This is a genomic window from Nocardioides sp. Soil796 (assembly GCF_001429525.1).
GTDB lineage: Bacteria > Actinomycetota > Actinomycetes > Propionibacteriales > Nocardioidaceae > Nocardioides.
In genome coordinates, this window is record NZ_LMSQ01000005.1 from 204,251 (window position 1) to 230,245 (window position 25,995).

Sequence of the window (25,995 nt, forward strand, 5' to 3'; positions counted from 1 at the left end):
ATGGCTGAGAAGAAGGCTCCTGCTGCCAAGGCCGCAACGGTCGGTGACGTGGTGAAGGTACCCAAGGGCCAGACCCTGATGGTCCTTCCTGACGGCACCGTCGTGACCGCCCGTGGCTCCTACGTCCTCGACAAGCCGGGTCTGTACGTCTGTGGCTCGCTCCGGGTCGAGGCCTCTGAGAGTCGCGAGGACTGATCCGCATGGCTGAGCAGTCGGAGTTCGTCAAGAACTGCATTGCCCGTCGTGCCAAGGCTGCCGGGACATCGGAGTCTGCACCTTCGGTGTCCCGGCCTGCAAAGAAGACAGCGGCGAAGAAGACCGCTGCTGCCAAGAAGAGCAAGTGAGGAAGGAGGGGACATGAACAAGCCGGACCTGACCATCGTCAAGGCGTACCTCGGGAATTCCGAGTGGGACGACACCACGATTACTGCTGCGCTCAACGCTGAGGCCGCAGCACAGGCGAAGGCCTGCCGTGTCCCCTCCGAGCCCACTGAGTGGCCTGCTGACCTCGCTGAGGCCCTGTGCCGACGTGTGGCAGCCAATCTGGCCAACAGGAACACGCCTCTGGGCTTCCAGTCCTCGCTGCTGGAGACAGGCGGAGTGATCGCCCGGACGGGTGGCGGTGACCGCGAGGTGCGCAGGTTCGAAGCCCCGTACAAGAAGTTGGTCATCGGATGAGCGCCGCAGAAGTCAGGCAGGCCCTCGCAGACGCCGCCAGCACCGTGGAGGGGATCACCTGCTTCCCCTACTACAAGCAGATGACCAAGCCGGGTGGCGCGTGTGTCCGCAAGGACCGCACCGAATACCCGAATGACTTCGGTGGAGTGAACACGTGGCAGGTCGTGGTGATCCTGCCGCAGGACCAAGCAGCCGCAGAGAAGTTCATGGACGAGAAGACGCCGCTGCTGGTGGCTGCCCTCTCTCCTGAGATGCGCGTAACAGAGGCGTACCCAACAGTCACCGTTCTGCCCGATGGGGGCAGCGCGGTTAACACCGTCCTGATTCAGGGCAACCGAGAAGAGGAGTAAAACAATGGCCGCACTTGGAACTCGGCTGCTCACCATCGAAGTGGGCGGCTCGGAATACAAGGCTGAGGTCTCGAACGTTCGGATCACCTCTGGTGCATCGGACTCGGACTTCACCTCCTTCGCGGACGCTGCCTCCGGTGGCGGTCGTGAATACAAGTTGGCGATGACTCTCGTTCAGGACCTTGCCACCGGCTCCCTGTGGCGCGAGGTCTGGGACAACACCGGCACTGAGGTGCCCTTCACGCTGGCTCCGTACGGCAACGCCGCTCCGGCTGCCGGTCAGGGTCACGTCGTGGGCAACGCGGTCATCTCTGAGCCTGACGGCGATCTGCTCGGCGGTGAGGCCAACGCCTCGACCACCGCGCGTTTCACCATCGACGTTGAGTGGTCGTGCACCGCCAAGCCCACGCTGGATGAGGCTCCCTGATCCGTCATGGCCAAGTCCATCGGTGTGAAGGTCGAAGGTCTCAGTGGAGTTGTCCGCAACCTTCAGAAGATGGGTGTTGAGGTCGAAGACCTCAAAGACGCCTTTGCCCGCATCGGTGAACAGGTCAAGCCCGATTACCAGCGAGTCACCCCGGTCAGGTCTGGACGCCTCCGGGGTGACTACCGGGTCAGCAAGGCCAAGGGGAAGGTCAACCTCTACGTAGGTCGGGCCTCCATCCCCTACGCCGGTCCCATCAACTACGGCTGGGCTGCTCGCAACATCGCTCCGGCCAACTTCATCGCCAAGGGTGACGAGACCGCATCGCCCAAGGCATCCAACTCGCTCGAAGAAGCAATCTCCGATCTGGTCGAGAAATTGAACCTCGGCTGACTCATGAAAGGTGCAGACAGCATGAATGAAGAGAAGAAGATCACCGCAGACGAGTTCATCGAGTCCCTGACGGGATTTGAGGAAATCGCAATCGCGAAGGCCTTCGGAGATGAGGTCTTCAACCTCGCTCAGAACAAGGAAACGATGTTCGTTCGTGCCCTTGTCTTCGTCCACTTCAAGCGTGAGGGCAGCAATGACCCTGAGGCGAAGAAGCAGGCCCTGAGCATGACCCTGAAGGCCGCACAGTCGATGTTCGCGGATGAGGACGACACGGCGGTGCAAATGGAGTCGGGGGAAGGCGAGACTCCCGCCGCGTAACGGCCTTCGACCTCGGCGTCTGGTGCGTGATGACCAGACAGACACCGGAGGTCTGGATGAGCCTCACTCGGCTGGAGCGGGAGCAGTTCTTCGAGGCAGGCAAGCAGTTCCACGGGATCAAGGGATAGGAGGAGGGCGACATGGCAGCCAAGCCGGTCAAAATTGCGATCATCGCGAATGCCGCTCAGGCCAAGCGTGAACTGAACTCCTTCTCCTCCAGCCTCTCGGACAAGTTCAAGAAGGTCGGCAAGGTCGCAGCCGTTGGCGCTGCCGTGGCCGGTGCAGCACTGCTCAAGATCGGTGCCGACTCGGTGAAGGCAGCCTCAGATTCTCAGCAGTCTCTCGGGGCTACTGAGACCGTCTTCGGCAAGTACGCCGATGGAGTCATCAAGAACTCCAAGAGGGCTGCTACCGCAATCGGCCTGTCAGCCAACGAGTACCGGGAACTGTCCAACGTGACAGGTGCCTTGCTCTCCGGTGCTGGCATGCCGCTGAAGAAGGTTGCCGGTCTCACCGACGACCTGAACAAGCGGGCCTCCGACATGGCTGCCACGTTCGGCGGGACCACCCGTCAAGCAGTGGAGTCCATCTCCTCCCTGATGAAGGGTGAGGCTGACCCCATCGAGAAGTACGGCGTCAGCATCAAGCAGAGCGATGTCTCGGCACGGCTGGCAGCCAAGGGCCTCGACAAGTTGACCGGCTCTGCGAAGAAGCAGGCTGAGATGCAGGCCCGCCTTGAACTGCTGATGTCCAAGACCGCGAAGACGCAGGGTGCCTTCAAGCGGGAGTCAGGAACTCTGGCCCATCAGCAGCAGGTCCTCGGTGCTCAGTTTGAAAATCTGAAGGCCAAGATCGGCTCGATCCTCCTGCCGGTCCTGACCGCTCTGTTCACGTTCATGAACAACACCGCGATCCCGGCTCTGACCACGTTCGGCTCAGCCATGCGGGACAAGTTGGCTCCGTACGTGGACAAGGCCAGAGACGGCTTCAAGGACCTGATGAAGATGCTGGAGCCGGTGGGCAACTGGCTTCGCAAGCACCCTGAGGTCATCAAGGGCATCGGCATCGGTCTGGGCATCGCTGCCGGGGCTGCTGTCGTCTTCGCTGCTGGCATGGGCCTTGTGGCCCTCGCTACCTCCCCGATCACCCTGACGGTGCTGGCAATCGCGGCCTTGGCCGGAGGCATCGCCTACGCGTACAAGAACTCCGAGACCTTCCGCACTGGTGTGGCCAAGGTCGGAGAGATTGCCATGCAGGTCTTCGGCTGGATGCAGACCAACGTGCTGCCGATCCTCACCGCTATTGGTGCCTACTACGTGGCTGTGTTCAACCGGCTGCGCTCCACCACACAGACGCTGCTCGGGGTCATCCAGAGCCTGTGGCGGGTCTTCGGTGGGACCATCACTGCCTTCCTCACCAACACCTTCAAGAACCTCAAGACCGTGGTCGAAGGTGGCCTGAAGGTGATCCGGGGAATCATCAAGACCGTCACCTCGATCATCAAGGGTGACTGGAGCGGCGCATGGAACGGGATCAAGACCATCCTGTCGGGCGCATGGGGCGTCATCCGGGGCATCGTGTCCCAAGGCGTCAACATCGTGAAGAGCGTCATGTCCGGTGCGTGGGCTGCGATCAAGGGCCTGACCTCCGCCGCGTGGAACGCGATGAAGACCAAGGTCAGCAGCACCATCAGCGACATCGTGGGCTATGCCAAGGGCATCCCCGGCAAGGTCACTGGGGCACTGGGAGACCTCTCCGGCCTGCTGAAGGACATCGGCTTCTCCATCATCGACGGACTCCTTCAGGGCATGAAGGATGCGTGGGACAACGCCTCCGGCTGGCTCTCCAGCAAGGCAGGGGAAATCAAGGACCTCAAGGGTCCTCCTGCCAAGGACAAGATCATCCTTGTCGAGAACGGCAAGTTGATCATGAAGGGCTTCCTCAAGGGCCTGAAGAACGGCTGGGTCTCGGTCGCCAAGTACCTCTCCCGTGTCACCCAGTACGTGAAGGCTGTGCTGGACAAGCGCTACGACGGAGCAGCGTTGCGTGCGCACACTCGTGCGGTGCTGCGCTCCCTCAAGGACGAGTACCGGGCGATCCAGCGCAATGAGGCCGCACAGGACCGTGTGAACAAGCGGCTTGCTGCTGTGAAGAAGTTGCTGGCTGACCGCACCAAGGCAGCCAAGGACTACGTAGCCTCGGTGAAGGCCTCGGTCATCTCCACCGGCAACATCACCTCACTGGGTCAGAGCGGTGACGGCTCCTCCTCGATCAGCAACCTGATCACCGAGTTGAAGAACAAGGTGAACAACGCGAAGCGGTACGCCTCGCTGATCGCACAGTTGACCAAGGACAGTCTGAACAAGACCTCCCTTCAGCAGTTGATTGATGCCGGTGTGGAGGGAGGTCTGGCGACCGCTGAGGCTCTGGCCTCCGGTGGCAAGCAGGCCCTGTCTGAGGTCAACTCCCTGACCAAGGAACTGGCAGCCACCGGCACCGCTCTGGGGACCTCCACCGCCAAGACCATGTACGGCGCGGGCATCGAAGCAGCCAACGGTCTGATCAAGGGACTGAACACGAAGGCCAAGCAACTGGACAGGGCTGCTGTACGCCTCGCCAACGTCCTTGTGAGGGCTGTGAAGCGGGCACTGGGCATCAAGTCCCCGTCCCGTGTCTTCAAGGGCTTGGGCGACAACGTGACCAAGGGTCTGGTCATCGGGCTGGACGAGTACCGGGTGAAGAAGGCCGGTCAGGCTCTGTCCTCCAGTCTTCAGCAGGGCTTCGGTGAACCGGCACTTCAGGCCTTCGCCACCGCATCCGCGCAGCAGCGGTCCTCTGTGGCTGTGAAGTTGACCAGCGAGCAGGTCTCTCAGTTGCAGCGTGGCCGTGAGATTCAGATGGACCTCAACGCGTACAAGGCTGTTGGTGGACGGGTGAGCGCATGAGCCAGCAGTTCAAGACCGTGGGCGTGCTCCGACTGGAGGTTGAGGACGACCCCACCGGCCTTGTGAACCTGATCGTGAACACGTCGGGCGAGATGGGCGGCTACGGCTGGGTCACTCCTACCGGGTCGATCAAGACCGACTCGCTGGGCTACGGGCTGGAGTTGAACTACGCACCCCAAGGCGGCGCACCGGAGTACTTCGCGAGTGAGCCCGCCACAGCCGTTGCAGGGCACTACGTCGCAGCGTCGTGGGTGATGCGCACGACCACGTACTACCGGGCCAAGATCGAGTACCTGAACTCCTCGCAGGTCGTGATCGGCTCCTCAGCGCAGACCGGCTACCTGACCGCCTCAGTGCCCGCCTCCGCCTCCATCGGACCCTCCCTGCTGCCCGCTGGCACCGCCTTCGTGCGTCTGCGCTTCGACGTGTTCAGCAACAACACCGGAGGCAACCCCATCGGTGGTCAGCGCTGGCACCTCCAGCAGGCCACCATGGCAACCGCTGCCACCTCTGGAGCACTGGGCACCTCCAAGACCAACCTGATCACCAACCCCTCCTTCGAGACCGACACAGCCGGGTGGACGGCAGACGCTGGAGTCGGCCTCACCCGTGTCACGACACAGCAGCAGGTCGGAGCAGCGGCTCTGGAGGTCAAGCCCAACGGCGCGACGGTGACGACCCATACGAACCTCGTGCGCAACCCGTCCTTCGAGACGAACGTGTCGCTGTGGTCGGGTGCATCCCTGCTCGAACTGGGCGGAGCCGACGCGACCCTGACCCGCATCGCCTCCACTGCTGGCTCTGGGTCGTGGGCGGCACGCGTCAATGATGACGCTGCTCCCGGTGCGTCGAACGCGATGCAGGTCTACTCATCCTTGATGGACGTCACTCCGAGCACAAAGTATTACCAGCGAGTGAGCGCGAGAGTCTCCGGCCAGTCCAATCGAATCTATCTCCTCATTGCGTGGTACACCGCCGCCGATGTTTACATCAGCACCGCAGCCGTGCTGGCCAAGACCGTGACCGTTGGCGACACCACGTGGTACGACCTCGCAGGGAGCGCCACCGCACCCTCGAACGCGGCAAAGGCTCGCGTCGTCGTGCGCTACTACACCCCCGGCGAGACCTACGTAAACGGCTCCCTCGGCGGCTACTTCGATGCGGTCTACTTCGGCTCCACCGATCCGGGCTCCTACTTCGACGGCTCGACTCCTGATGCTGGTGACACCGACTACTCGTGGACCGGCACCGCTCACGCCTCGACCTCGACCAAGGTCATCACCGTTCCGCTCGGCGCGAGTACCGCAGGAGTGAAGACCACTGTCACGGTGCAGGGCAGCAAGGCCTACACGCTCTCGGCGTACCAGAAGACCGCTGTCACAGCGCGTTCCCTCAAGTGGACGTTGGACTGGTACGCAGGAGCCACACTGCTCTCCAGCGCGGTCTACACGGTCGGCACCGACTCCACCTCATGGACACGGTTCAGCAAGACGATCACCGCACCTGCTGGCGCAACCTCGCTGGAGTGGTCCCTGCGCTATGACACCCTCGCAGCCGGTGAGAGCCACTACATCGACGCTGTGATGGTCCAGCAGTCCTCCACGCTCAACGCCTACTTCGAGGGCACGGTGGGTGAGTCTGACCTGTCCGGTGTGGAGCCCGTGCCCTATCTCGACGTGCTCGGCCCGACCCATGACATCAAGGTCGTGCGTGAGGCACTGAACGTCGGGACCTTGACCGCCACCATCCTCGACTCCTCCCTTGATCCTTCACAGAGTGACCTGATTCGGCCCGGTCGCCGTCTCCGTCTGATGACGCTGGACAACGACTCCGATGAGTGGTCTCCCTTGTTCATGGGCAAGGTCGTGGACGCAGCGGTCACCTACGAACTGAAGAACCCGAACGTCCCTGACCAGAAGCGTGCCCGGATCGAACTCACCGCCTCTGACCCGAACGCCTCCCTTGCGCAGCAGACGCGCAGCGAAGGTGTCACGACCATTGATGAACTCCGGTGGGTGGTCGAAGGCTGTGGGGTGCCGTGGAACATCAACGGCTCCGGTCAGCAGTACTCCTCTCCGCCCGTGGTGGCCGTCAACGACAACGCCTCTGCGCTGGACCAGATCGCTGTCACCCGTGACTCCAACCTCGGCTATGCGTGGGTGGACCGCTACGGGGTGTTGCAGGTCTGGGACGCAGCCCTGATGGGCGCGACCAGTACGGGCACCTTCGCTGAGGCCCAGTACACAGACCTCGATCTTTCGTTCAACTCGGGCGACCTGATCAACGAAGTGACGATCAAGTTCCTTCGGCTGAACCCGGCCACCGGGGAGACGGAGGAGATTCCGTACGGCCCGTACCGGGATGAGACTTCGATCAACGAGTGGGGTGTGCGCTCGAAGGAGTTCACCGTGCAGGGGATCAGTGAGGAGACCGCTGACCTCGATCTGTACGCGCAGGCGATCCTTACCGCGAACTCCACGCCTGAGGTGCGCATCAACTCTGTGACCATGCCGGTCACTGAGGTCTCTCACCTTGTCGTGGGTAGGGCACTGCATGACCTCTACGACCTCGTGGTGGTCAGCAACGCGTCCAAGGGGATCAGCCATGACTCCCGGATCACCACCATCGAGCACAGCATCACCCCGGACAAGTGGATGATGAAGTTCGGCTTCTCCGGTGAGGGTGTGGTGGCCTCGCCCACGTTCACCCCGTCCCCGCAGACCGGAGCCGGTGGCAAGACCCTCGGGCAACTTCTGCGGCCCATCGGTGAGGTGACGATGTTCTACGGGGCCAAGGCTGACATCCCTGCCGGGTGGCTCCCTCTGGACGGCTCCACGGTCCCGGCTGAGTACGCAGACCTGATCGCTCACCTTGGTGGCACCACGTTGCCGAACTTCACTGACCGTCTGCCCATCGGTGCGGGCACAAAGGCTCTGGGCACCACCGGAGGCGCACCGACGAAGACTCTGAGCGTGGCCAACCTTCCGGCTCACAAGCACGACATGACTCACGGCCACACCACGATGTCCTCCAACGACATGGCTGTGCAGTCCACCGCCTCCTTCAAGCGGGCCAGCAACACAGTGGGCACGACCACCAACGGAGGCTTGGTCAACAACTTCACCGGGGACACCGGCAACACCGGCTCTGGCACTGCCTTCGACGTGATGAACCCGTGGCTGTCCCTCTGGTTCATCATGAGGGCGATCTGATGGACAACACGAAGTTGGTCATCACGTTCGTGGGCACGGTGTTCATGGTGGCCCTGTGCGGGATCATCGTGCTGGCTGTGCGGGATCAGAACGTGCCTGACGTGCTCCAGAACATCGCTGTGGGCTCGATGACCCTGCTGGGTGGCCTGCTGGTCCCTGCGAAGACTCCGCCTGAGTAGTGCCTTCGTTCACCGAGTCCATCGCCTTCGCGCTGTGCGCTGTCATGGGCTGGTTCTGGCACAAGTTGAGGCACCGGGACCGTTAGGCACTACAGAGTTAACGTGACACAGGGCGACGGGATCGCGCTGAACGCCGGCGACGGGCAGGCCGTGCTGGTCGACGTCGGACCCCAGGCCGGTTCGATGGACCACTGCCTCGAGCGACTGGGCGTGAAGGTGCTGCCCACGATCGTGCTCAGCCACTTCCACGCCGATCACGTCGACGGCTTCGCCGAGACGGTGGGTGGGCGCCGGGTGGGCGCCGTACTCGTCAGCGGGCTGCCGGAGCCGGAGGAGCGGTTCGCCGCGGTCCAGGCGGAGACCGACGGCCGGATCCGCACCCCGGCGTACGGCGAGGTGCAGCAGATCGGCGACGTGCGCATGCAGGTGATCGGCCCCGTGCCCGGCACGCTGCTGGCCGGCGACCCGAACAACGCCTCCCTGGTGGTGCTGGCCGAGATCCGTGGGGTCCGGATCCTGCTGACCGGTGACGTCGAGCCCGACGGGCAGGCCCGACTCGCGGCCGCCTACCCGGGCCTGCGCGTCGACGTGCTGAAGATCCCTCACCACGGCAGCCGCTACCAGGAGATGGACTTCCTGGTCGCACTCGATCCGGCGATCGCGATCGCGTCGGTGGGCGAGGACAACGACTACGGCCACCCGGCGGCCTCCACGATGGAACCGCTGCGCGACTCCGGAGCCCGGGTCTTCCGCACCGACCGGGACGGCGACGTGGTCGTCGCGTTGCGTGACGGAAGGCTCCGGGTCTCCACCGGCGACTGAATGGCCCCGCGGACTCGGGCTGGCGGGCCGGCCGCCGCACCGCGGGTCGGCGCTGTCGGCGGGCTGTGGCAGGCTTGGCGCACCATGGCAGAACCACGCGCAGCAGACGTCCTCGGCCGAGTCACGCTGGTGACCGGCAGCGAAGAGTTCCTCAACGAACGCACGGTCGTCGGAGTGCGCGCCGCCGTCCGAAAGCACGACGCGGAGGCTGAGTTCTCCGAGGCCCAGGGCAACGACCTCACCCTCGCCACGCTGGGCGAGCTGGCGGCGCCGTCACTGTTCTCCACGACCCGGTGCGTGGTCGTGCGGGGGCTGGAGAACCTGCCCGACGAGTCGGTGGCCGGGCTGCTCGACTACTGCGCGGCCCCGGCCGAGGACATCGCGTTGGTGCTGGTGCACGGCGGCGGGCAGAAGGGGAGCGGCGTGCTCACCAAGCTGCGCAAGGTCGGCGCCGTCAACGAGGTGAAGTCGCAGGCAGTCAAGGGCGTCGAGTTCACCCGCTTCGTGGTCTCGGAGGTGCGCGGGCACGGCTCGCGCCTCGACGACGACGCCGCCGACTTCCTCGTCCAGGCCATCGGCCAGGACCTGCGCTCGCTGGCCGCTGCGGCCCACCAGCTCGTCAACGACTACCCGGGGGAGTCGCTGACCGTCGAACGGGTCAAGCGCTACTTCGGTGGCCGCGCCGAGGCGAAGTCGTTCGCCGTCGCCGACCACGCGTTCTTCGGGCGTCGGGCGCCTGCTCTCGAGGAGCTGCGCTGGGCTCTCGACGGGGGCACGCCTCCGGTGCTGATCACGTCCGCCTTCGCCGGTGGTGTGCGGGGCCTGGCCCGCTACGTCTCCGCGCCGCGGGGCATGCGTGAGGCCGACCTGGCCCGTGAGGTCGGCGTACCGCCCTGGAAGCTGCGCACGCTGCGCGACCAGTCACGCTCATGGACCCCCGATGGTCTCGGCTCGGCGATCCGCGCGATTGCCCAGGCCGACGCCGACATCAAGGGCGCGGCCCACGATGCGGCCTACACCCTCGAACGACTCGTGCTCACGGTCGCCGGTCTGCGCGAGCAGCGTCCCGGCCGCTGACCTTGCTCGCGACCCGTCGTGAGTTCGCGAACTGGCGACGGGTCGGTTCGAGTTCACGACGGGTCGGCATGCAAAAAGGCGCCGGACCCCTGACGGGGACGGCGCCTGGTTGCGGCAAGGGCTACCTCAGAGCGAGGCGGCCTTCTTGCTGATGGCCGACTTGCGGTTCGCGGCCTGGTTCTTGTGGATGACGCCCTTGGAGGCGGCCTTGTCGAGCTTCTTGTTCGCGTCGACGGCGGCGGCCGCGGCGGCGTCCTTGTCGCCCGACTCCGCGAGTTCGCGGAACTTGCGCACGGCCGACTTCAGACCGGTCTTGACCGACTTGTTGCGCTCGCGCGCAAGCTCGTTCTGACGGTTGCGCTTGATCTGGGACTTGATGTTCGCCACGTTTGCTGCGCTTTCACTTGGTTCGGACTGGGATATGAGGTCTTGGGTGGGCCGGTGAGTAAAGCCCGTTGGACCAGCGGGAAATCCGGTCCGTGGCGTGTCAGCGAAGAGGGCGCCAGACATGCAAGGAGAAACTCTATCAGCGGCCCCGGAACGCCCCAAATCCGTCGTTCGGGTCGAACTGGCGACAGGTCGATGCGAACTGGCGACGGGTCACCAGTTGCGGCGTTCGGAGAGCCAGGACCACACGGCGGCCCCCTGCCAGGCCTGGGAGGCGCGCATGTGGGGCGAGTTGGACGGCACCGGGTCGTCGGCGGACTTCAGGAAGTGCCCGGCGAGCAGGGCCAGGGCGCTGTCGACGTGTGCGGGTGGCACGTCGCGGGTCAGCCGGCGAGAGGCCAGGACAGCCTCGACGTCGAGGCCGTCGCCGCGGGGACCGATCAGGGCAGACAGCGTGTCGAACCATGGCGCCCCGAGGACCGGCCAGTTCCAGTCGCAGATCCACAGGGCGCCGTCGGTGCCGAGCAGGGTGTTGTCGTCGCGGATGTCGGTGTGCTGCACCGCGCCGCCACGCAGGGCCTCGGCGAACCCGGCGGCCAGGTCGGCTGCCTCGTCGGCATGGGCCAGGCTCGGGTGCCGTTCCCGGATCACGTCCCAGTACGCCGGCAGGTCGGCGAGGTCCTCCTCGATCAGGTCCAGAGCCAGGTCGGCCGGCGCCTCGACGTCGGCGACCGCCTCCAGTGCGTCGAGGAGCCGGTCGAGGTCAGGTCGCTGCCAGGGGCGCGCCGGCAGGTGCGCGTCGACGTACTCGAACCCGAGCACCACCCAGTCGTCGTCGTGCGACCACAGGAGACGGGGTGCGGGCACGAGTTCCTGGAGGACGCCCAGCTTGCGCGCCTCCTCGCGGTAGGAGAGCGCGAACATCCTCTGCGCCTTCACCGAGGCGGCCTTCACGAAGTGCTGGGTGCCGTCCTCGCACGTCAGCACCGAGGCGAAGCCGGGGGTGAACCCGCCCCCTTGGGAGTCGGCCCGGACGACGGGGGAGCCGCAGTGCTCCTCGACCAGCGCGCGGATGTGCGGCGGGAGGAACTGCCACTCGAGCCGGCGCGCGGTCGTGCCGCTGGCTGGACGGGCCGGGAGGGTGCTGGTCATGCGGGATGGTCTCCTGGGGGTCTTGTCTGCGCCACGACGGCGGACACGAGGACGCCGGCCGGCACCCGGAGGTGCGGACCGGCGTCCACATGAGGGTGTCGGATCAGCGGGTGGTGCACACCCACGTCAGGAGCCGCGAGTTGTAGCCGGCGCGGGCCTTGGCGGTCCGGATGGTGCGGGCCTTCGAGTAGTAGCGAGCGTAGCCCCAGTGCAGCGTGCCGTCGGCGCGGCGCTTGTAGGCGTAGGCGCCGCACTGGTTCACGATCACCATCCTGACCACGCACTTGTACGGGTAGTTGGAGTGCGCGCGGCACCGGCGGATCGCGGAGATGCGCGCGTTGCGCTTGGTGGCGTAGTCGTACGACGTGCCCCAGGCGTAGTCGCCGTCCGATATGGCGATCGCCCCCCAGTTGTAGCGTCGCGCGGCCAGTCGGGCCGGAGCGGCAGTCGTGCTTGCGGCGGGGCCGGCTGCGACCGTGGCCGCCGGCGCCGCGGTGGCCGCGGTGGCGCCGGTGCTCAGTGCGGCCATGACGCCGACGGTCATGAGGAGGGCGGCGAGCAGGACACCTGCTCGGGTGATCAGCTTGCTCATGGGAGCAGTCCCTTTCTGGATGGTTGATGCGGTGACGCCCCGCCCCTACCCGCACGACGTCGTCCGAAACGGTTCGGCGACGGTTGACTCGCGGATGAACGGCTCGACCCACCTTCCCGGACATAATTGCGATGCGCGACGGCCCCTCCACGTGATGTCGTGTGAGGCATGCCGGAACTCGTCAGCCCCACGTCCCGTGTCATGGCCTCGTTCCTCGAGGCGATGGACGAGTACGTCGCCGAGGGCGCCCGCGACACCCAGACCGCCGGCTGGATCGAGAAGTACTCCGCCACGTGGCACAGCGCCGAGGGCTTCGCAGCCTTCGTCGACCAGCTCGCCGCCGAGGAGGTCGACCGGTCCCGCCTGCCCGAGCGTTGGGTACTGACCTCCACCCGGTGGTACGTCGACGGCGAGACCTACCTCGGGCGGATCGCGCTGCGCCAGGAGCTCAACGACTTCCTGGCGGACATAGGCGGCCACATCGGGTACGACGTACGCCCCTCGGCCCGGCGACGCGGACACGCGACCGCGATGCTGCGAGGCATGCTGCCGCTGGCCCACGGCTTCGGCATCGACCCGGCCCTGGTCACCTGCGACGACGACAACGTCGGCTCGATCCGGGCCATCGAGGCCTCCGGCGGGGTGCTCGAGTCGCTCCGTGGCGACAAGCGACGCTACTGGGTGCCCACCGCCGGCCACAGCCACTGATCTGTCGGTTCGGCGCTGGCCCGGGGTCATGGGACAATGACGAGCCGCACGTCGTACTCCGCACCACAGCCCAGAGAGCATGCCGCCGTTGACCTCGCAAGCGCCGAAGCCCGGCCACACCGATCCCGCGATCATCAGGAACTTCTGCATCATCGCGCACATCGACCACGGCAAGTCGACCCTTGCCGACCGGATGCTCCAGCTCACCGGAGTCGTCGATGCGCGGGCTGCCCGGGCTCAGTACCTCGACCGCATGGACATCGAACGCGAGCGCGGCATCACGATCAAGTCGCAGGCGGTCCGGATGCCGTGGACCGTCACGCAGGAAGCAGCCGCGAGTCACGGCATCGACTCGGGGCCGGGCGACTATGTGCTCAACATGATCGACACTCCCGGCCACGTCGACTTCACCTATGAGGTCTCGCGCTCGCTCGAGGCATGTGAGGCGGCCGTCCTCCTGGTCGACGCTGCCCAGGGCATCGAGGCGCAGACCCTGGCGAACCTCTACCTGGCCATGGGCGCGGACCTCCACATCATCCCGGTGCTCAACAAGATCGACCTGCCCGGCGCCAACGTCGAGAAGTACGCCGCCGAGCTTGCCGGGCTGGTGGGCTGCGACGTGTCCGACGTACTCCTCACCTCCGCGAAGACCGGCGTCGGAGTCGAGGCATTGCTCAACGAGATCGTCAAGCAGACCCCCGCGCCCGTCGGCGACGCCGATGCGCCTGCGCGGGCACTGATCTTCGACTCCGTCTACGACACCTACCGCGGCGTGGTGACCTACGTCCGCGTCGTCGACGGCAAGCTCTCCCACCGCGACCGCATCAAGATGATGTCGAACGGCGTCGTGCACGAAATGCTCGAGGTCGGCGTGATCAGCCCCGAGCCGGTGAAGGGGAGCGAGATCGGGGTCGGCGAGGTCGGCTACCTCATCACCGGCGTGAAGGACGTGCGCCAGTCGCGGGTCGGTGACACCGTCACCAGTCAGCACCACGGAGCCACCGAGGCCCTCGGTGGCTACAAGCATCCGAATCCGATGGTCTATGCCGGGCTCTACCCCATTGACGGCGACGAGTACCCCAATCTGCGCGATGCGCTGGAGCGCCTGCAGCTCAACGACGCCGCGCTCGCCTATGAGCCGGAGACCTCCGGTGCCCTCGGCTTCGGCTTCCGCTGCGGCTTCCTCGGCCTGCTGCACATGGAGATCGTCCGTGAGCGGCTCGAGCGCGAGTTCAACCTCGACCTGATCTCCACCACGCCCAACGTGATCTACACCGTCACGATGGAAGACGGCACGGTCATCGAGTGCACCAACCCCAGCGAGTACCCTGACGGCAAGGTCGCCGAGGTGCGTGAGCCGGTCGTGCGCGCGACGATCCTGACGCCGTCCGACTACATCGGCACGATCATGGAGCTCTGTCAGGCCAAGCGCGGTCAGCTCGGCGGCATGGACTACCTCTCCGAGGACCGCGTCGAGATGCGCTACACCTTGCCGATGGGCGAGATCGTCTTCGACTTCTTCGACCAGCTGAAGTCGCGCACCAAGGGGTATGCCTCGCTCGACTACGAACGCTCGGGTGACCAGGCCGCCGACCTGGTCAAGGTCGACATCCTGCTGCAGGGCGAGCCCGTCGACGCGTTCTCCGCGATCGTGCACCGCGATGCGGCGTACAACTACGGCGTGATGCTGGCCGGCAAGCTGAAGGAACTGATTCCCAGGCAGCAGTTCGAGGTGCCGATCCAGGCCGCCATCGGTGCCCGGGTGATCGCCCGCGAGAATATCCGCGCGATCCGCAAGGACGTGCTCGCCAAGTGCTACGGCGGCGACATCAGCCGCAAGCGCAAGCTTCTGGAGAAGCAGAAGGAAGGCAAGAAGCGGATGAAGATGGTCGGCCGGGTCGAGGTGCCGCAGGAGGCGTTCGTCGCCGCCCTCTCGACCACGCAGCCCACGGAGAAGTCCAAGAAGTAGCAGCAGGGTCAGCCGCGCCGGAACCAGCCGCGCTTCCTGGCCGGCTCCGCGACGGTCGGCCCGGTCGACGCTCCTCCGGGGACCAGGTCGAGCACGTCCAGGCCCTGGCCCACGACGTCGGTTCCCGGCTGCAGGCTGAAGCGGGTGCCGGCGAGCTCCAGCTGCTCGCCCGCGCCCAGGGCCCGTCGCTCCCGCACCCGAGCTCCGAGTGCCTCGGTGAGTGCGGTGAAGGCGTCGGCCGGGCCTCCCGGCCAGTTGGTGGCCTGCACCTCGGGCCAGCCGAAGGCACCGAGGCCCCGGGTGAAGGCAGTCGCCGCACCGGCGCTGCCCTGCATCGCGTGCACCCGGAACCAGGTGCGCTCGGGCTGACCCTCGGCCACGTCGTGGACGTACATCACATCGGTGTTCACGATCATCTGGCGCGGCAACCAGACCGCCTTCGCATCGGTGTCGTCCAGCAGGTAGGCGACCAGATTGCTGACCAGGTCCGAGCTGGTCCAGGGATCGTCGGTCGGGGCCGTGATGGTGGCGTACGCACGGTGAGCGGCGACGGCGGGCTCCAGGGTGGCGCGCAGTGGACTCGTGGACAGGTCGGCCAGCAGGTCCCGGTCGGTGATCGGAGCACCCACGACACCGAGGGTGAGCTCGCACCCGTTGACCCGGGATGCCAGCGCGGGAACCGGCGGCACACCCTCGAGGGCGGCTGCCAGCTCCGGGGAGACCACCCCGAAGACCTCCGCCATGGTGGCCGGCACTGCGGGGAGCAGGATGACAGCGTCGGGTCGGGTCGGGTCCTGCAGGTTCATGTCGTCTGCTTCCGGGAGGTCAGTGGGTGCGGGGAGACTATCCAGTTCCGGGTCGCGCAAACCACGGGTCACACGGGCACTCCTAGGCTGGCCCACGTGAACGGTGACGTCGTGGAGATCCCCTCCGGACTGCGCGCGCAGGCCCGGCTGGGCGACGCGTGGGCCGACTGGCTGGATGCTCTGCCCAGACTGGCCGCCGAGGTGCTGGCCGAGTGGGACCTGACGCTCGACGGACCGTCGATGCACGGCTTCTGCTCCCTGGTCCTGCCGGTGCGCACCGTGTCCGGGCTGCCCGCGGTGCTCAAGCTGCACACGGACGCCGACGCCGAGGAGTCCGACCACGAGCACCTGGCCCTGCAGCACTGGCACGGTCATGGAGCGGTGGCGCTGCTGCGCGCCGATCCGCGGCGCCGGGCGATGCTCCTCGAACGGCTGCATCCCGAGGACCTCACCGACCTCTGGGACCTGGAGGCCTGCGAGGTGGTGGCCGGCCTCTACCGGCGGATCCACGTGCCGGCACTCCCACAGCTGCGCTCGCTGACCTCGTTCGTCGGCCGGTGGAACGACGACCTGTCGCGGCTGCCGCGCAACGCCCCGATCCCGCGGCGGCTCGTCGAGCAGGCCACGGCGCTGGGGAAGTCCTTCGTCGACGACCCTGCCAGCACCGACACGCTGATCCACGGCGACCTCCACTATGAGAACGTCCTGGCCGGCGATCGTCAGCCCTGGTTGGTGATCGACCCGAAGCCGATGAGTGGCGACCCGCACTACGAGGTCGCTCCGATGTTGTGGAACAGGTGGGACGAGATGGTCGCGGGCGGTGACCTGCGCGACGCCGTACGCCGGCGCTTCCACACGCTGGTCGACCACGCGGAGCTCGACGAGGAGCGCACTCGCGACTGGGTCGTCGTACGCATGGTGCACAACGCGATGTGGGCGGTGCAGGACGCCGAGCGTGCCGGCGGCCCGCTCACCGCTGGGGACCGGGAGTGGATCACCCAGTGCGTCACGCTCGCCAAGGCAGTCCAGGACTGACGCGGACGACTGGTTGACTGGCTCCATGACACGACCGGTCACCCTCGTCACCGGCGGCACGCGCGGGATCGGTGCCGCCACGGCCCTGCGACTCGCGGCCGACGGCCATGACCTGGTGCTGGGCCATGCCCGCGACGAGGTCGCCGCGTCGGAGACTGCGGCGGCCGTGCGCGAAGCGGGTGCCTCCTGCACAGTGGTGCGCGGCGACCTCACCACCGATGACGGCATCGATGCCTTGTTCGCGGCCGCCACGTCCGGGGCCGGTCCGCTGACCGGCGTGGTCAACAACGCCGGGGCGACCCTGCACATCGCGCCACTCGCCGAGACCCCCGTCGACGTCGTACGTCGCAGCATCGAGCTCAACCTGACCGCCGCGATCCTCGTGGCCCGAGCGGCCGTGCGCGCCCTCGGCCGTTCGTACGGCGGGGCAGGAGGCGTGCTGGTCAACATCGGCTCCGGCGCGGCGACCCTCGGCGCGCCGGGGGAGTACGTCCACTACGCGTCCGCCAAGGCGGGCATCGACGCGTTGACGGTCGGCCTGGCGCAGGAGGTGGCCGCCGACGGGGTGCGGGTCGTGGCGGTGGCTCCCGGCCTCGTCGACACCCGCATCCATGCGGACGCGGGTGATCCCGGCCGGCTCGAGCGGGTGGGAGGGCGTGTGCCGTTGGGCCGGGCTGGAACACCCGAGGAGATAGCCGAGGCCGTGGCCTGGCTGCTCTCCGACGCCGCGTCCTACGTCACCGGCACGACCCTGCGGGTCGCCGGTGGTCGCTGACCGCGCCGGTGCAGCCGGCCGTCCGTGCGGGGCACTGCCTGATTCATGGGCTTTTGCGCCCATTGTGCGACTGGTGGGCGGGATCGCGTGCGCGAGGTGCCTCGGTGATCTAGGTTACTGGTACGTACACGAGGGTGGGTCGTGTCAGACGACCGCGCCCGCACAGCCGAACCATCAGGAGTGAGATGCCGATCAACTACGACGCATCGTTCGTCGAGACGATGCCCCGCAACGTTGCGGTGCAGTTCCTCGACAGGGTCGAGAAGTCGTCGGCCAGTGAGGCATACCGCTTCCCGGTCGGCGACAACTGGGAGTCCGTCACCTGGCAGCAGGTGGGCGACCGCGTGTCCCGTCTCGCGGCAGGCCTGATGGCACTGGGCATCGAGCCCGAACAACGCGTCGGTATCGCCGCAGGCACCCGCTACGAGTGGATCCTCGCCGACCTCGCCGTGATGTGCGCTGGTGCCGCCACGACGACGGTCTACCCGTCGACGAACGCGGCCGACACGGCGTACATCCTCAGCGACTCGGAGTCGCGCGTGGTCTTCGCCGAGGACGACGACCAGGTCGCCAAGCTGGTCGAGCACCGCGCGGAGCTGCCCCACCTGGCCAAGGTGGTCACGTTCGACGGCACCGCCGACGGCGACTGGGTGATCGACCTGGCCGAGCTCGAGCGGCTCGGCGCAGAGTTCCTCGAGGCCAACCCCGCAGCGGTGACCGACCACGCTGCGGCCATCGACCCCGAGCAGCTCGCCACCCTGATCTACACCTCCGGCACGACGGGCCGGCCCAAGGGCGTCCGCCTGCGCCACCGGGCCTGGGTCTACGAGGGTGAGGCGATCGCCTCCCAGGACATCCTTCACGAGGACGACCTGCAGTTCCTGTGGCTGCCGATGGCCCACTCGTTCGGCAAGGTGCTGCTCTCGACCCAGCTGGCCTGCGGCTTCCCGACCGCGGTCGACGGCCGGGTCGACAAGATCATCGACAACCTGGCGATCGTGAAGCCGACCTTCATGGGTGCCGCCCCGCGCATCTTCGAGAAGGCCTACTCGCGCATCGTCACCATGCAGGCTGCCGAGGGTGGCGCCAAGGAGAAGCTGTTCAAGAAGGCGTTCGCGGTGGGCCTCGAGGTCGACCGGCTCAAGCGCGAGGGCAAGTCGGTCCCGTTGACCCTCAAGCTCCAGCACGGGCTGTTCGACAAGCTGGTGTTCAGCAAGGTCCGTGACCGGTTCGGTGGCCGGGTCCGGTTCTTCATCTCCGGCTCCGCGGCGCTGAACCGTGAGGTCGCCGAGTGGTTCCACGCCGCGGGCATCACGGTGCTCGAGGGCTACGGCATGACCGAGAACGCGGCCGGCGCCACGGTCAACCACCCCGACCAGTACAAGTTCGGCTCGGTGGGCGCGCCGTTCCCGGGCAGCGAGGTGAAGATCGCCGAGGACGGCGAGGTGCTGCTGCGCGGCCCCCACGTCATGGAGGGCTATCACAACCTCCCGGAGGCCACCGCCGAGGCGCTCACCGAGGACGGCTGGCTGCACACCGGTGACATCGGGGAGCTCGACGACGACGGCTTCCTCAAGATCACCGACCGCAAGAAGGACCTCTTCAAGACCTCCGGCGGCAAGTACATCGCGCCGTCGGCGATCGAGTCGCAGTTCAAGGCGATCTGCCCCTACGCCAGCCAGTTCCTGGTGATCGGCAACGAGCGCAACTTCGTCTCCGCCCTGGTCACCCTCGACCCCGACCAGATGACCGACTGGGCCGCCCAGAACGGCAAGGAGGGGGCCTCCTACACCGAGGTCGTCACCAGCCCCGAGGCCAAGGAGATGGTCAGCGGGTACGTCGACGAGCTCAACGGCCGCCTCAACCGCTGGGAGACGATCAAGAAGTTCAAGATCCTCGACCACGACCTGAGCATCGAGTCCGGCGAGCTGACGCCGTCGATGAAGGTCAAGCGCAAGGTCGTGGAGGACAACAACAAGGAGCTCATCGCGTCCTTCTACGGCTGAGCCTGGGGCTCTGTGCTCCGGCACTGGCAACGCACAGCAGGCACACAGGTCGACCGGCTCTGATGGGTGTCGGCGGAGAGATCCGCCGACACCCATTCGGCATTTCCTGGAGGCGGTACGACGATGAACCCGGTGCACGACGACGGCGAGCGCGACGGCCATGACCATGCCCACGACGAGGGCCTGTCGCAGGACCTCGGTCGCATCGTCGAGAGCGGAAGGCGGCCGATGGCGCGGCGCGGTGTACTCGCCCTCTTCGGCGCAGTGGGCGCCGCGGGTCTGGTGGCCTGCGCCGAGGGGTCGGACAAGACCGTGGTCAGTGGCACGGAGTCCGCGGCGCAGGGCGGGCCGCCGGTAGGCGGGGCGCCACCGGCCGGTGGCGGTGCGGACTCAGGCGTCGACGTCGCCGAGGGGGAGATCCCCGAGGAGACCAACGGCCCCTACCCGGCCGACGGCACCAACGGCGTCAACGTGCTCACCGAGAGCGGCGTGGTCCGCAGCGACATCACCAGCAGCTTCGGCAGTGCCTCCGGTGTCGCCGCCGGCGTACCGCTGACCCTCAAGCTGAAGGTCTACGACCTCGACGGCGAGGAGATCTCGGCGCTGGCCGGCGCGGCCGTCTACGTGTGGCACTGCGACCGCGACGGCAACTACTCGCTCTACTCCGAGGCCGTCTCCGAAGAGAACTACCTGCGCGGCGTCCAGGCGGCCGACGAGTCGGGCAACGTCACGTTCACCACCATCTTCCCGGCCGCCTACATGGGCAGGTGGCCGCACATCCACTTCGAGATCTACCCATCCCTCGACGACGCCACGAGTGCGTCGAACCGCCTGCGCACCTCGCAGCTCGCCTTCCCCGAGGACGTCTGCGACGAGGTCTACGCGAACGCGGACGGCTACGGGACGAGCGCTTCGAACATGGAGCAGACGCCTCTCGACCAGGACAACGTGTTCTCCGACGGCCACTCGTTGCAGATGGCGAAGGTCACCGGCTCGATGGAGAAGGGGTATGTGGCCACGCTGAATGTCCCGGTTTGAGCCACCCGGTGATTGGATGGGCGGGTGCCCTCAGCCCTGCCTCCCGGAGACCCGGCTCCCGCCGACGGCCGGCTCCCGGAATCGGCGCTGGCCGGGGCCGCCGACCGCCCGTTCGGCGTCTACGTCCACGTGCCGTTCTGCACGGTGCGTTGCGGCTACTGCGACTTCAACACCTACACCGCGACCGAGCTGGGTGAGGGCGTCACGCGTGCGACGTACGCCGAGTCGGCGATCGCCGAGATCCGCCAGGCGCGCGCCGTGCTCGGCGACGTCGACCGTCGCGTCGACACGATCTTCTTCGGCGGCGGTACGCCGACGCTGCTGCCCCCGGCCGACCTGACCGCCATCGTCGCGTCGATCTCCGCCGAGTTCGGTCTGGCCGACGACGTCGAGGTCACGACGGAGGCGAACCCGGACAGCGTGGCCCTGTGGGACCTCGAGGCCCTGCGTCACGGCGGGTTCAACCGGCTGTCGTTCGGCATGCAGTCGGCGGTGCCACATGTGCTCAAGACCCTCGACCGCACCCACGACCCGTTGCGAGTCCCGGCGGTGGTCGACTGGGCCAGGCAGGCCGGCTTCGACCAGGTCAGCCTTGACCTGATCTACGGGACGCCGGGGGAGTCGGCAGCCGACTGGCAGGAGTCGCTCGACGCCGCGCTGGCGTGCCGCCCCGACCATGTGTCGGCGTACTCGCTGATCGTGGAGGAGGGCACGGCGCTGGCCCGTCGGGTGCGCCGGGGGGAGATGCCGATGACCGATGACGACGACCACGCCGACAAGTACCTCGCCACCGACGCGGCCCTGTCGGCGGCCGGACTGGGCTGGTACGAGGTCTCGAACTGGTCGACCGACGTCGACACGCGATGCCGGCACAACATGCTCTATTGGCAGGGGGCGGACTGGTGGGGCGTCGGCCCCGGCGCGCACTCCCACGTCGGCGGGGTTCGCTGGTGGAACGTCAAGCACCCGGCGGCGTACGCCGAGCGCATCTCCCGAGGAGTCAGCCCGGCGCTGGCCCGGGAGGTCCTCGACGACGAGACCCGCCGGGTCGAGCGCGTGCTGCTGGAGATCCGGATCCGCGACGGACTGTCACTCGACCTGCTCGACGACCAGGCCCGCGCGCTGCTGCCCGACCTGCTCGCCCGCGGCCTCATCGAGCCGAACCCACTCGAGCCGAACCCACTCGACCCGGGCCCACTCGACCCGGGGCGCCTGGTGCTGACCCTGCAAGGCCGGCTGCTGGCCGACGCCGTCGTCCGCGACCTCATCTGACCAACCGTGCATTCTTGATGCGCGAACCGTGGATTCTTGCGCCTCGAACCCGCAGTCCTTGACGTCCGAACCTGCAGTCCTTGCGGTCTGGCGCCAGGCAGCGACCTCAGGGAGCGGTCACGAAGTCGATCAGCTCCTCGACCCTGCCGAGCAGAGCCGGGTCGAGATCCTGGAAGCCGCGCACCCCGCCGAGTATGTGCTGCCAGGCGCGGGCGATGTCGGTCTGGTTGCGGTGCGGCCAGCCGAGCTGCTGGCAGACGCCGTACTTCCACTCGATGTTGCGCGGCACGTCGGGCCACCGGGCGATGCCCAGTCGCTCGGGCTTCACCGCCGCCCAGACATCGATGAACGGGTGGCCGACGATGAGCACGTGCTTGCCGACCGGGGACTTGGCGATCGACTGGGCGATCCGGCTCTCCTTCGAGCCGCGGACGAGGTGGTCGACGAGAACGCCGACCCGCCTGTCCGGTCCCGGCTTGAAGTCGCGGAGGTGCTCGGACAGGTCGTCGACGCCGCCCAGGAACTCCACGACCACGCCCTCGATGCGCAGGTCGTCACCCCACACCTTCTCGACCAGCTCGGCGTCGTGGCGGCCCTCGACGAAGATGCGACTGGCTCGCGCCACGCGGGCCTTCGCGCCGTGTACGGCGACCGACCCGCTCGCCGTACGCGTCGGCTTGGCGGGAGTCTTCAACCGGGTCGGCCGGGTCAGGATCACCGGCTTGCCCTCGAGCAGGAACCCGGGGCCGAGCGGGAACGTGCGGCGCTGGCTGCGGCGGTCCTCGAGCGTCACCGTGTCGATGTCGCGGTCGACGGCCACGATCTCGCCGCACCAGTCGGTGGTGATCTCCTCGACGACCAACCCGGTGTCGGCCTCCACCTCGGTGGCGCGGCCGTTCTTGGGCGCGCGCCAGTCGGTGTTGAGCACGTCTGATCCGTAGCGGTCGTTGGGGGAAGACACCCTGCGAACGCTAGCCCGATCAGATCAGCGGGAGCCGCTTCGACGCGCGGGGGAGTTGCTCGTAGCCGCGAGCGACGGCGTGCCGCAGCGCCTCGTGTGGCCAGGGCCACTCGCCCTCGGCCAGCGCCTGGCTCGCGGGGATGCCGCGCCCGGCGAGGTCGCGGATCGTCTCCGCGACGACGCCGATCCCACCGCGTTGCTCGTGCACGAAGTCGAGGTCCACGACCGCCCCGTGGCCCGGTACGACGACCGTCTCGTCGGTCATCAGCGAGATGACGAGGTCCAGCGAGGTGGGCCAGTTCATGGGCCACGAGTCCTCGCCGTACGCCGGTGGCGCGGACTCCTCGAGGAGGTCGCCGGTGACCACGACGTTCACATCCGGCACGCGCACCACGATGTCGCCGGCGGTGTGGCCGCGACCGGGGTGGAGCAGCTCGACCTGTCGATCTCCCAGGTCGACCACGCGCGCGGACGAGAACGTGTCGGTGGGCACCACGACGGGGGAGGCGTCGATCTCCTCGCCCCGCTCGCCGTCGTACGCCGGCCGGTCGTCGCGGAAGCGCTCGAGTGCGGCCGCCGTCTCCTCGTGCGCATGGATCGGGAGGCCGTCGAAGAGCGAGTTGCCGAGCACGTGGTCGAAGTGCTCGTGCGTGTTGACCACGGCGACCACCTCACCGAGGCGTCGTACGGCGTCCAGGGTGCCGCGCATCTCGCGCGTCGAGGCAAGGGTGTCGACGACCACGAGGCCGGTGGTGCCACCGATCACCGTGACGTTGACGTCGAACCACTCGTGGCGCGCGACCCAGACACGATCCGCGACCTCGACCAGGGGAGTAGCCATCCGGCCAGACTAGGACGTGGCCCGCGGACGCCGTACGGCCGTGCCGCGTCACCGCAAGAATCGCCGGCTCGCACACCAACAACTGCAGGCTCGTGACACAAGAATCCACGGTTCGCGCATCAAGAATGCACGGTTCGCGGGAAGGGTCAGCAGAGGTCGCTGTGGAGGTGGGCGCTGAGCAGGCCGGCCAGCTCCTCGGGGTTGCGGGCCGGTACCGGGAAGGCGATCTCGCGCGAGTGCGAGCCGGAGGCGTCGATCCACCGGAGGCTGACGCCCGCGGGACGCAGGTCGGCCAGGGTGACGCCGGCCAGCTGGCCCAGCGGCGTGCCCGTGGCGAGGGCGACCGCCCGGAGCAGCTCGTCCTGGTGGCACTCGTTGGCATGCTGCGCGCAGCTGTGCAGGTAGCCGCGGTTCAGGCGGTGGGCCGGGTGCCGGAACTGCGAGGTCGGCACGGTGAGGTGGCGCTCGGGATGGCCGTCGCCGGTCAGGACGAGGGAGACCATCCCGATCTCGAGCGTGACCACTCGCAGTGTGTCCTCGTGGCAGCACTCGCCCTGGACCCGCAGGGTGCCGGCCAGGACGACGTGCGAGCGGACGTCGTTGTCGGGGTCGAGTCGGCCGGTGACCCGCAGCAGGGCGTTGCGGTTCTCGCCCGCAGCCCGGTCGACGGTGCAGCCGAACGGCGCGAAGAAAGTAGGCGTGCCCGCGTCGTCGTGCAGTGAGACGCCCTCGTCGAGGTCGTACTCGGCGCCCTCGACCACGAGGCTGACGCCTTCGGGGCAGGACAGGATGCTGCGGGCGTGGGCGGCCAGGCTGGCCGGGTCGGGCGACGGGCTGGTGGTGGTCATGGACTCGCTCTCTACTTGAAACTTAGGGCAGCCTAACCTAATGAACGTGGGGTGACCAGACCCTCACGGCACGGCTTCGGCGTTCGCGGGGCCTGCCGAGTAGCATTGGCACTCGTAAAGTCGGAGTGCCAGCATCGAGGAGGACGACCATGGTCGAGGACCGCCGCCTCGCCGTGCTCCGGGCGATCGTCGAGGACTACGTCTCGACCGAGGAGCCGGTCGGTTCGCGTGCCCTCGTGGAGCGGCACCAGCTCGGTGTCTCGCCGGCCACGGTCCGCAACGACATGGCCGCGCTCGAGGAGGAGGGGTTCATCACCCAGCCCCACACCAGCGCCGGCCGGGTGCCCACCGACAAGGGCTACCGCCTCTTCGTCGACCGACTCACCACGGTCAAGCCGATGAGCGCCGCCGAGCAGCGCGCGATCGCATCCTTCCTCGAGGGCGCGGTCGACCTCGACGACGTCGTGCAGCGCAGCGTGCGACTGCTGGCCCAGCTGACCCGCCAGGTCGCGGTCGTGCAGTACCCGACGCTGAGCCGCAGCACCGTGCGCCACGTCGAGATCGTCGCCCTGACCCCCAACCGCCTGCTGCTGGTGCTGATCCTGAGCACCGGTCGCGTCGAGCAGCGCGTGCTCGACCTCAACGGCGACCTCGGCGACGACGATCTCCAGAAGCTGCGCACCCTGGTCAACCGGGCTGCCATCGGCGAGGTCATCGCCGTCGCGGCCCTGGCCCTCGACGACGTCGTCGACCAGCTGCCGCCAGCCGGCCGGCCCGTGGCCACGGCCGTCGTCGCCGCGCTGGTCGAGGCGATGTCCGACCACCGCTCCGACGCTCGCGTCGCCGTCGGCGGTACGGCGAACCTGGCCCGCTTCGGCGACGGTTTCGACACCACCATCAGACCCCTTCTCGAGGCGCTCGAGGAGCACGTCGTGCTCCTGAAGCTCCTCGGTGAGGCCGGCGACGGCGACGCCGTGACCGTCCGCATCGGACACGAGGGCCCCTACCAGGAACTCGCCACCACCAGCGTGATCGCGACCGGCTACGGCCCGCAGGAGCAGGCCTTGGCCACCCTCGGCATCGTCGGTCCCACCCGCATGGACTACCCGGGCACCATGGCCAGCGTTCGCGCCGTGGCCCGCTACGTCTCGCGGATCCTCAACGAAGCGTGACCCACTCGATCATCACCACCACGAACCAGAAGGAC

General features: G+C 67.4%; 27 protein-coding genes. 20 read left to right on the forward strand and 7 right to left on the reverse strand.

What is annotated here, in order from left to right; all coding sequences use genetic code 11:
• From ASH02_RS03610 to holA, 12 genes are all read left to right on the forward strand, one after another.
• Positions 1-195: a hypothetical protein gene (locus ASH02_RS03610; protein ID WP_057294298.1), complete on the forward strand. Its 195-nt coding sequence runs from the start codon at positions 1-3 to the stop codon at positions 193-195.
• Positions 196-200: 5 nt separating this feature from the next.
• The gene (locus ASH02_RS25920; protein WP_156409700.1) at positions 201-344 is read left to right on the forward strand and encodes a hypothetical protein; all 144 of its coding nucleotides are present in this window, start codon (positions 201-203) and stop codon (positions 342-344) included.
• Positions 345-357: 13 nt separating this feature from the next.
• Complete coding sequence (locus tag ASH02_RS03615) at positions 358-678, forward strand: hypothetical protein (RefSeq protein WP_057294299.1); 321 nt, start codon at positions 358-360, stop codon at positions 676-678.
• Entirely contained in the window at positions 675-1,028 is a 354-nt protein-coding gene (locus ASH02_RS03620) for a hypothetical protein (RefSeq protein WP_057294300.1), read from the forward strand. Before ASH02_RS03615 ends, ASH02_RS03620 begins: the two co-directional genes overlap by 4 nt.
• 163 nt (positions 1,029-1,191) lie before the next feature.
• Positions 1,192-1,455 (forward strand): hypothetical protein, encoded by a 264-nt coding sequence (locus ASH02_RS25925; RefSeq protein WP_156409701.1) that lies wholly within the window; start codon positions 1,192-1,194, stop codon positions 1,453-1,455.
• A 6-nt stretch (positions 1,456-1,461) separates the two neighbouring features.
• Positions 1,462-1,845, forward strand: a complete 384-nt coding sequence (locus ASH02_RS03630; RefSeq protein WP_057294302.1) for a hypothetical protein — start codon at positions 1,462-1,464, stop codon at positions 1,843-1,845.
• Positions 1,846-1,866: 21 nt separating this feature from the next.
• Positions 1,867-2,163, forward strand: a complete 297-nt coding sequence (locus ASH02_RS03635; protein ID WP_057294303.1) for a hypothetical protein — start codon at positions 1,867-1,869, stop codon at positions 2,161-2,163.
• A 140-nt stretch (positions 2,164-2,303) separates the two neighbouring features.
• Positions 2,304-5,108, forward strand: coding sequence for a phage tail protein (locus ASH02_RS03640; protein WP_057294304.1), 2,805 nt, complete (start codon positions 2,304-2,306; stop codon positions 5,106-5,108).
• Positions 5,105-8,320, forward strand: coding sequence for a tail fiber protein (locus tag ASH02_RS03645; RefSeq protein ID WP_057294305.1), 3,216 nt, complete (start codon positions 5,105-5,107; stop codon positions 8,318-8,320). Before ASH02_RS03640 ends, ASH02_RS03645 begins: the two co-directional genes overlap by 4 nt.
• A complete protein-coding gene (locus ASH02_RS03650; RefSeq protein WP_057294306.1) occupies positions 8,320-8,499 on the forward strand; it encodes a hypothetical protein in 180 nt (59 codons plus the stop codon). Before ASH02_RS03645 ends, ASH02_RS03650 begins: the two co-directional genes overlap by 1 nt.
• A gap of 102 nt (positions 8,500-8,601) precedes the next feature.
• A complete protein-coding gene (locus tag ASH02_RS03655) occupies positions 8,602-9,321 on the forward strand; it encodes a ComEC/Rec2 family competence protein (RefSeq protein ID WP_057294307.1) in 720 nt (239 codons plus the stop codon).
• Positions 9,322-9,405: 84 nt separating this feature from the next.
• A complete protein-coding gene (gene holA, locus ASH02_RS03660; protein ID WP_056686628.1) occupies positions 9,406-10,398 on the forward strand; it encodes a DNA polymerase III subunit delta in 993 nt (330 codons plus the stop codon).
• 126 nt (positions 10,399-10,524) lie between these two features.
• On the opposite strand, the gene rpsT is transcribed toward holA, so the two are convergent.
• From rpsT to ASH02_RS03675, 3 genes are all read right to left on the reverse strand, one after another.
• The gene (rpsT, locus tag ASH02_RS03665; RefSeq protein WP_056686631.1) at positions 10,525-10,785 is read right to left on the reverse strand and encodes a 30S ribosomal protein S20; all 261 of its coding nucleotides are present in this window, start codon (positions 10,783-10,785) and stop codon (positions 10,525-10,527) included.
• Positions 10,786-10,998: 213 nt separating this feature from the next.
• Positions 10,999-11,937 carry a hypothetical protein gene (locus ASH02_RS03670; RefSeq protein WP_056686634.1) on the reverse strand — a complete coding sequence of 313 codons (939 nt, stop codon included), beginning with the start codon at positions 11,935-11,937 and terminating at the stop codon, positions 10,999-11,001.
• 103 nt (positions 11,938-12,040) lie between these two features.
• The gene (locus tag ASH02_RS03675) at positions 12,041-12,529 is read right to left on the reverse strand and encodes a DUF4189 domain-containing protein (protein WP_056686637.1); all 489 of its coding nucleotides are present in this window, start codon (positions 12,527-12,529) and stop codon (positions 12,041-12,043) included.
• A gap of 168 nt (positions 12,530-12,697) precedes the next feature.
• On the opposite strand from ASH02_RS03675, the gene ASH02_RS03680 reads away from it, so the two are divergent.
• Positions 12,698-13,237: a GNAT family N-acetyltransferase gene (locus tag ASH02_RS03680; protein WP_056686640.1), complete on the forward strand. Its 540-nt coding sequence runs from the start codon at positions 12,698-12,700 to the stop codon at positions 13,235-13,237.
• A 79-nt stretch (positions 13,238-13,316) separates the two neighbouring features.
• Positions 13,317-15,206: a translation elongation factor 4 gene (gene lepA / locus ASH02_RS03685; RefSeq protein WP_056686642.1), complete on the forward strand. Its 1,890-nt coding sequence runs from the start codon at positions 13,317-13,319 to the stop codon at positions 15,204-15,206.
• Between the two features lie 8 nt (positions 15,207-15,214).
• Here lepA and ASH02_RS03690 read toward each other — a convergent pair whose 3' ends face one another.
• Positions 15,215-16,012, reverse strand: a complete 798-nt coding sequence (locus tag ASH02_RS03690; RefSeq protein WP_056686645.1) for a hypothetical protein — start codon at positions 16,010-16,012, stop codon at positions 15,215-15,217.
• 96 nt (positions 16,013-16,108) lie between these two features.
• On the opposite strand from ASH02_RS03690, the gene ASH02_RS03695 reads away from it, so the two are divergent.
• The 5 genes from ASH02_RS03695 to hemW all read left to right on the forward strand — a co-directional run bounded on the left by ASH02_RS03695 (position 16,109) and on the right by hemW (position 22,138).
• Positions 16,109-17,047, forward strand: a complete 939-nt coding sequence (locus ASH02_RS03695; RefSeq protein ID WP_056686649.1) for an aminoglycoside phosphotransferase family protein — start codon at positions 16,109-16,111, stop codon at positions 17,045-17,047.
• 25 nt (positions 17,048-17,072) lie between these two features.
• The gene (locus tag ASH02_RS03700; protein ID WP_057294308.1) at positions 17,073-17,822 is read left to right on the forward strand and encodes an SDR family oxidoreductase; all 750 of its coding nucleotides are present in this window, start codon (positions 17,073-17,075) and stop codon (positions 17,820-17,822) included.
• 185 nt (positions 17,823-18,007) lie between these two features.
• Positions 18,008-19,828, forward strand: a complete 1,821-nt coding sequence (locus ASH02_RS03705) for an AMP-dependent synthetase/ligase (RefSeq protein WP_057294309.1) — start codon at positions 18,008-18,010, stop codon at positions 19,826-19,828.
• 123 nt (positions 19,829-19,951) lie between these two features.
• Positions 19,952-20,866: an intradiol ring-cleavage dioxygenase gene (locus ASH02_RS03710; protein WP_057294310.1), complete on the forward strand. Its 915-nt coding sequence runs from the start codon at positions 19,952-19,954 to the stop codon at positions 20,864-20,866.
• A gap of 24 nt (positions 20,867-20,890) precedes the next feature.
• Complete coding sequence (gene hemW / locus ASH02_RS03715) at positions 20,891-22,138, forward strand: radical SAM family heme chaperone HemW (protein ID WP_057294311.1); 1,248 nt, start codon at positions 20,891-20,893, stop codon at positions 22,136-22,138.
• 106 nt (positions 22,139-22,244) lie between these two features.
• Here the strand turns inward: hemW and ASH02_RS03720 are convergent, their stop codons facing one another.
• From ASH02_RS03720 to ASH02_RS03730, 3 genes are all read right to left on the reverse strand, one after another.
• Complete coding sequence (locus ASH02_RS03720; RefSeq protein ID WP_057294312.1) at positions 22,245-23,099, reverse strand: DUF3097 domain-containing protein; 855 nt, start codon at positions 23,097-23,099, stop codon at positions 22,245-22,247.
• A gap of 19 nt (positions 23,100-23,118) precedes the next feature.
• Positions 23,119-23,940, reverse strand: a complete 822-nt coding sequence (locus ASH02_RS03725) for an MBL fold metallo-hydrolase (RefSeq protein ID WP_057294313.1) — start codon at positions 23,938-23,940, stop codon at positions 23,119-23,121.
• Positions 23,941-24,086: 146 nt separating this feature from the next.
• Positions 24,087-24,788: a hypothetical protein gene (locus ASH02_RS03730; protein ID WP_057294314.1), complete on the reverse strand. Its 702-nt coding sequence runs from the start codon at positions 24,786-24,788 to the stop codon at positions 24,087-24,089.
• A gap of 149 nt (positions 24,789-24,937) precedes the next feature.
• Here ASH02_RS03730 and hrcA point away from each other — a divergent pair, with 149 nt between their 5' ends.
• On the forward strand, positions 24,938-25,960 hold the full coding sequence (hrcA, locus tag ASH02_RS03735; RefSeq protein ID WP_056892469.1) for a heat-inducible transcriptional repressor HrcA: 1,023 nt from the start codon (positions 24,938-24,940) through the stop codon (positions 25,958-25,960).
• Positions 25,961-25,995: the final 35 nt, after the last annotated feature.

Excerpts from the sequence above, each read along its gene's own strand:
- ASH02_RS03700 (WP_057294308.1), top strand. The coding sequence starts at position 17,073 with ATGACACGACCGGTCACCCTCGTCACCGGCGGCACGCGCGGGATCGGT.
- ASH02_RS03630 (WP_057294302.1), top strand. The coding sequence starts at position 1,462 with ATGGCCAAGTCCATCGGTGTGAAGGTCGAAGGTCTCAGTGGAGTTGTC.
- ASH02_RS03615 (WP_057294299.1), top strand. The coding sequence starts at position 358 with ATGAACAAGCCGGACCTGACCATCGTCAAGGCGTACCTCGGGAATTCC.
- ASH02_RS03635 (WP_057294303.1), top strand. The coding sequence starts at position 1,867 with ATGAATGAAGAGAAGAAGATCACCGCAGACGAGTTCATCGAGTCCCTG.
- ASH02_RS03640 (WP_057294304.1), top strand. The coding sequence starts at position 2,304 with ATGGCAGCCAAGCCGGTCAAAATTGCGATCATCGCGAATGCCGCTCAG.
- ASH02_RS03725 (WP_057294313.1), bottom strand. The coding sequence starts at position 23,940 with ATGGCTACTCCCCTGGTCGAGGTCGCGGATCGTGTCTGGGTCGCGCGC.
- ASH02_RS03730 (WP_057294314.1), bottom strand. The coding sequence starts at position 24,788 with ATGACCACCACCAGCCCGTCGCCCGACCCGGCCAGCCTGGCCGCCCAC.
- ASH02_RS03670 (WP_056686634.1), bottom strand. The coding sequence starts at position 11,937 with ATGACCAGCACCCTCCCGGCCCGTCCAGCCAGCGGCACGACCGCGCGC.
- ASH02_RS03680 (WP_056686640.1), top strand. The coding sequence starts at position 12,698 with ATGCCGGAACTCGTCAGCCCCACGTCCCGTGTCATGGCCTCGTTCCTC.
- lepA (WP_056686642.1), top strand. The coding sequence starts at position 13,317 with ATGCCGCCGTTGACCTCGCAAGCGCCGAAGCCCGGCCACACCGATCCC.
- ASH02_RS03710 (WP_057294310.1), top strand. The coding sequence starts at position 19,952 with ATGAACCCGGTGCACGACGACGGCGAGCGCGACGGCCATGACCATGCC.
- ASH02_RS03690 (WP_056686645.1), bottom strand. The coding sequence starts at position 16,012 with ATGAACCTGCAGGACCCGACCCGACCCGACGCTGTCATCCTGCTCCCC.
- ASH02_RS03650 (WP_057294306.1), top strand. The coding sequence starts at position 8,320 with ATGGACAACACGAAGTTGGTCATCACGTTCGTGGGCACGGTGTTCATG.
- holA (WP_056686628.1), top strand. The coding sequence starts at position 9,406 with ATGGCAGAACCACGCGCAGCAGACGTCCTCGGCCGAGTCACGCTGGTG.
- hrcA (WP_056892469.1), top strand. The coding sequence starts at position 24,938 with ATGGTCGAGGACCGCCGCCTCGCCGTGCTCCGGGCGATCGTCGAGGAC.
- ASH02_RS25920 (WP_156409700.1), top strand. The coding sequence starts at position 201 with ATGGCTGAGCAGTCGGAGTTCGTCAAGAACTGCATTGCCCGTCGTGCC.
- ASH02_RS03610 (WP_057294298.1), top strand. The coding sequence starts at position 1 with ATGGCTGAGAAGAAGGCTCCTGCTGCCAAGGCCGCAACGGTCGGTGAC.
- ASH02_RS03675 (WP_056686637.1), bottom strand. The coding sequence starts at position 12,529 with ATGAGCAAGCTGATCACCCGAGCAGGTGTCCTGCTCGCCGCCCTCCTC.
- ASH02_RS25925 (WP_156409701.1), top strand. The coding sequence starts at position 1,192 with ATGACTCTCGTTCAGGACCTTGCCACCGGCTCCCTGTGGCGCGAGGTC.
- ASH02_RS03620 (WP_057294300.1), top strand. The coding sequence starts at position 675 with ATGAGCGCCGCAGAAGTCAGGCAGGCCCTCGCAGACGCCGCCAGCACC.
- ASH02_RS03645 (WP_057294305.1), top strand. The coding sequence starts at position 5,105 with ATGAGCCAGCAGTTCAAGACCGTGGGCGTGCTCCGACTGGAGGTTGAG.
- ASH02_RS03705 (WP_057294309.1), top strand. The coding sequence starts at position 18,008 with ATGCCGATCAACTACGACGCATCGTTCGTCGAGACGATGCCCCGCAAC.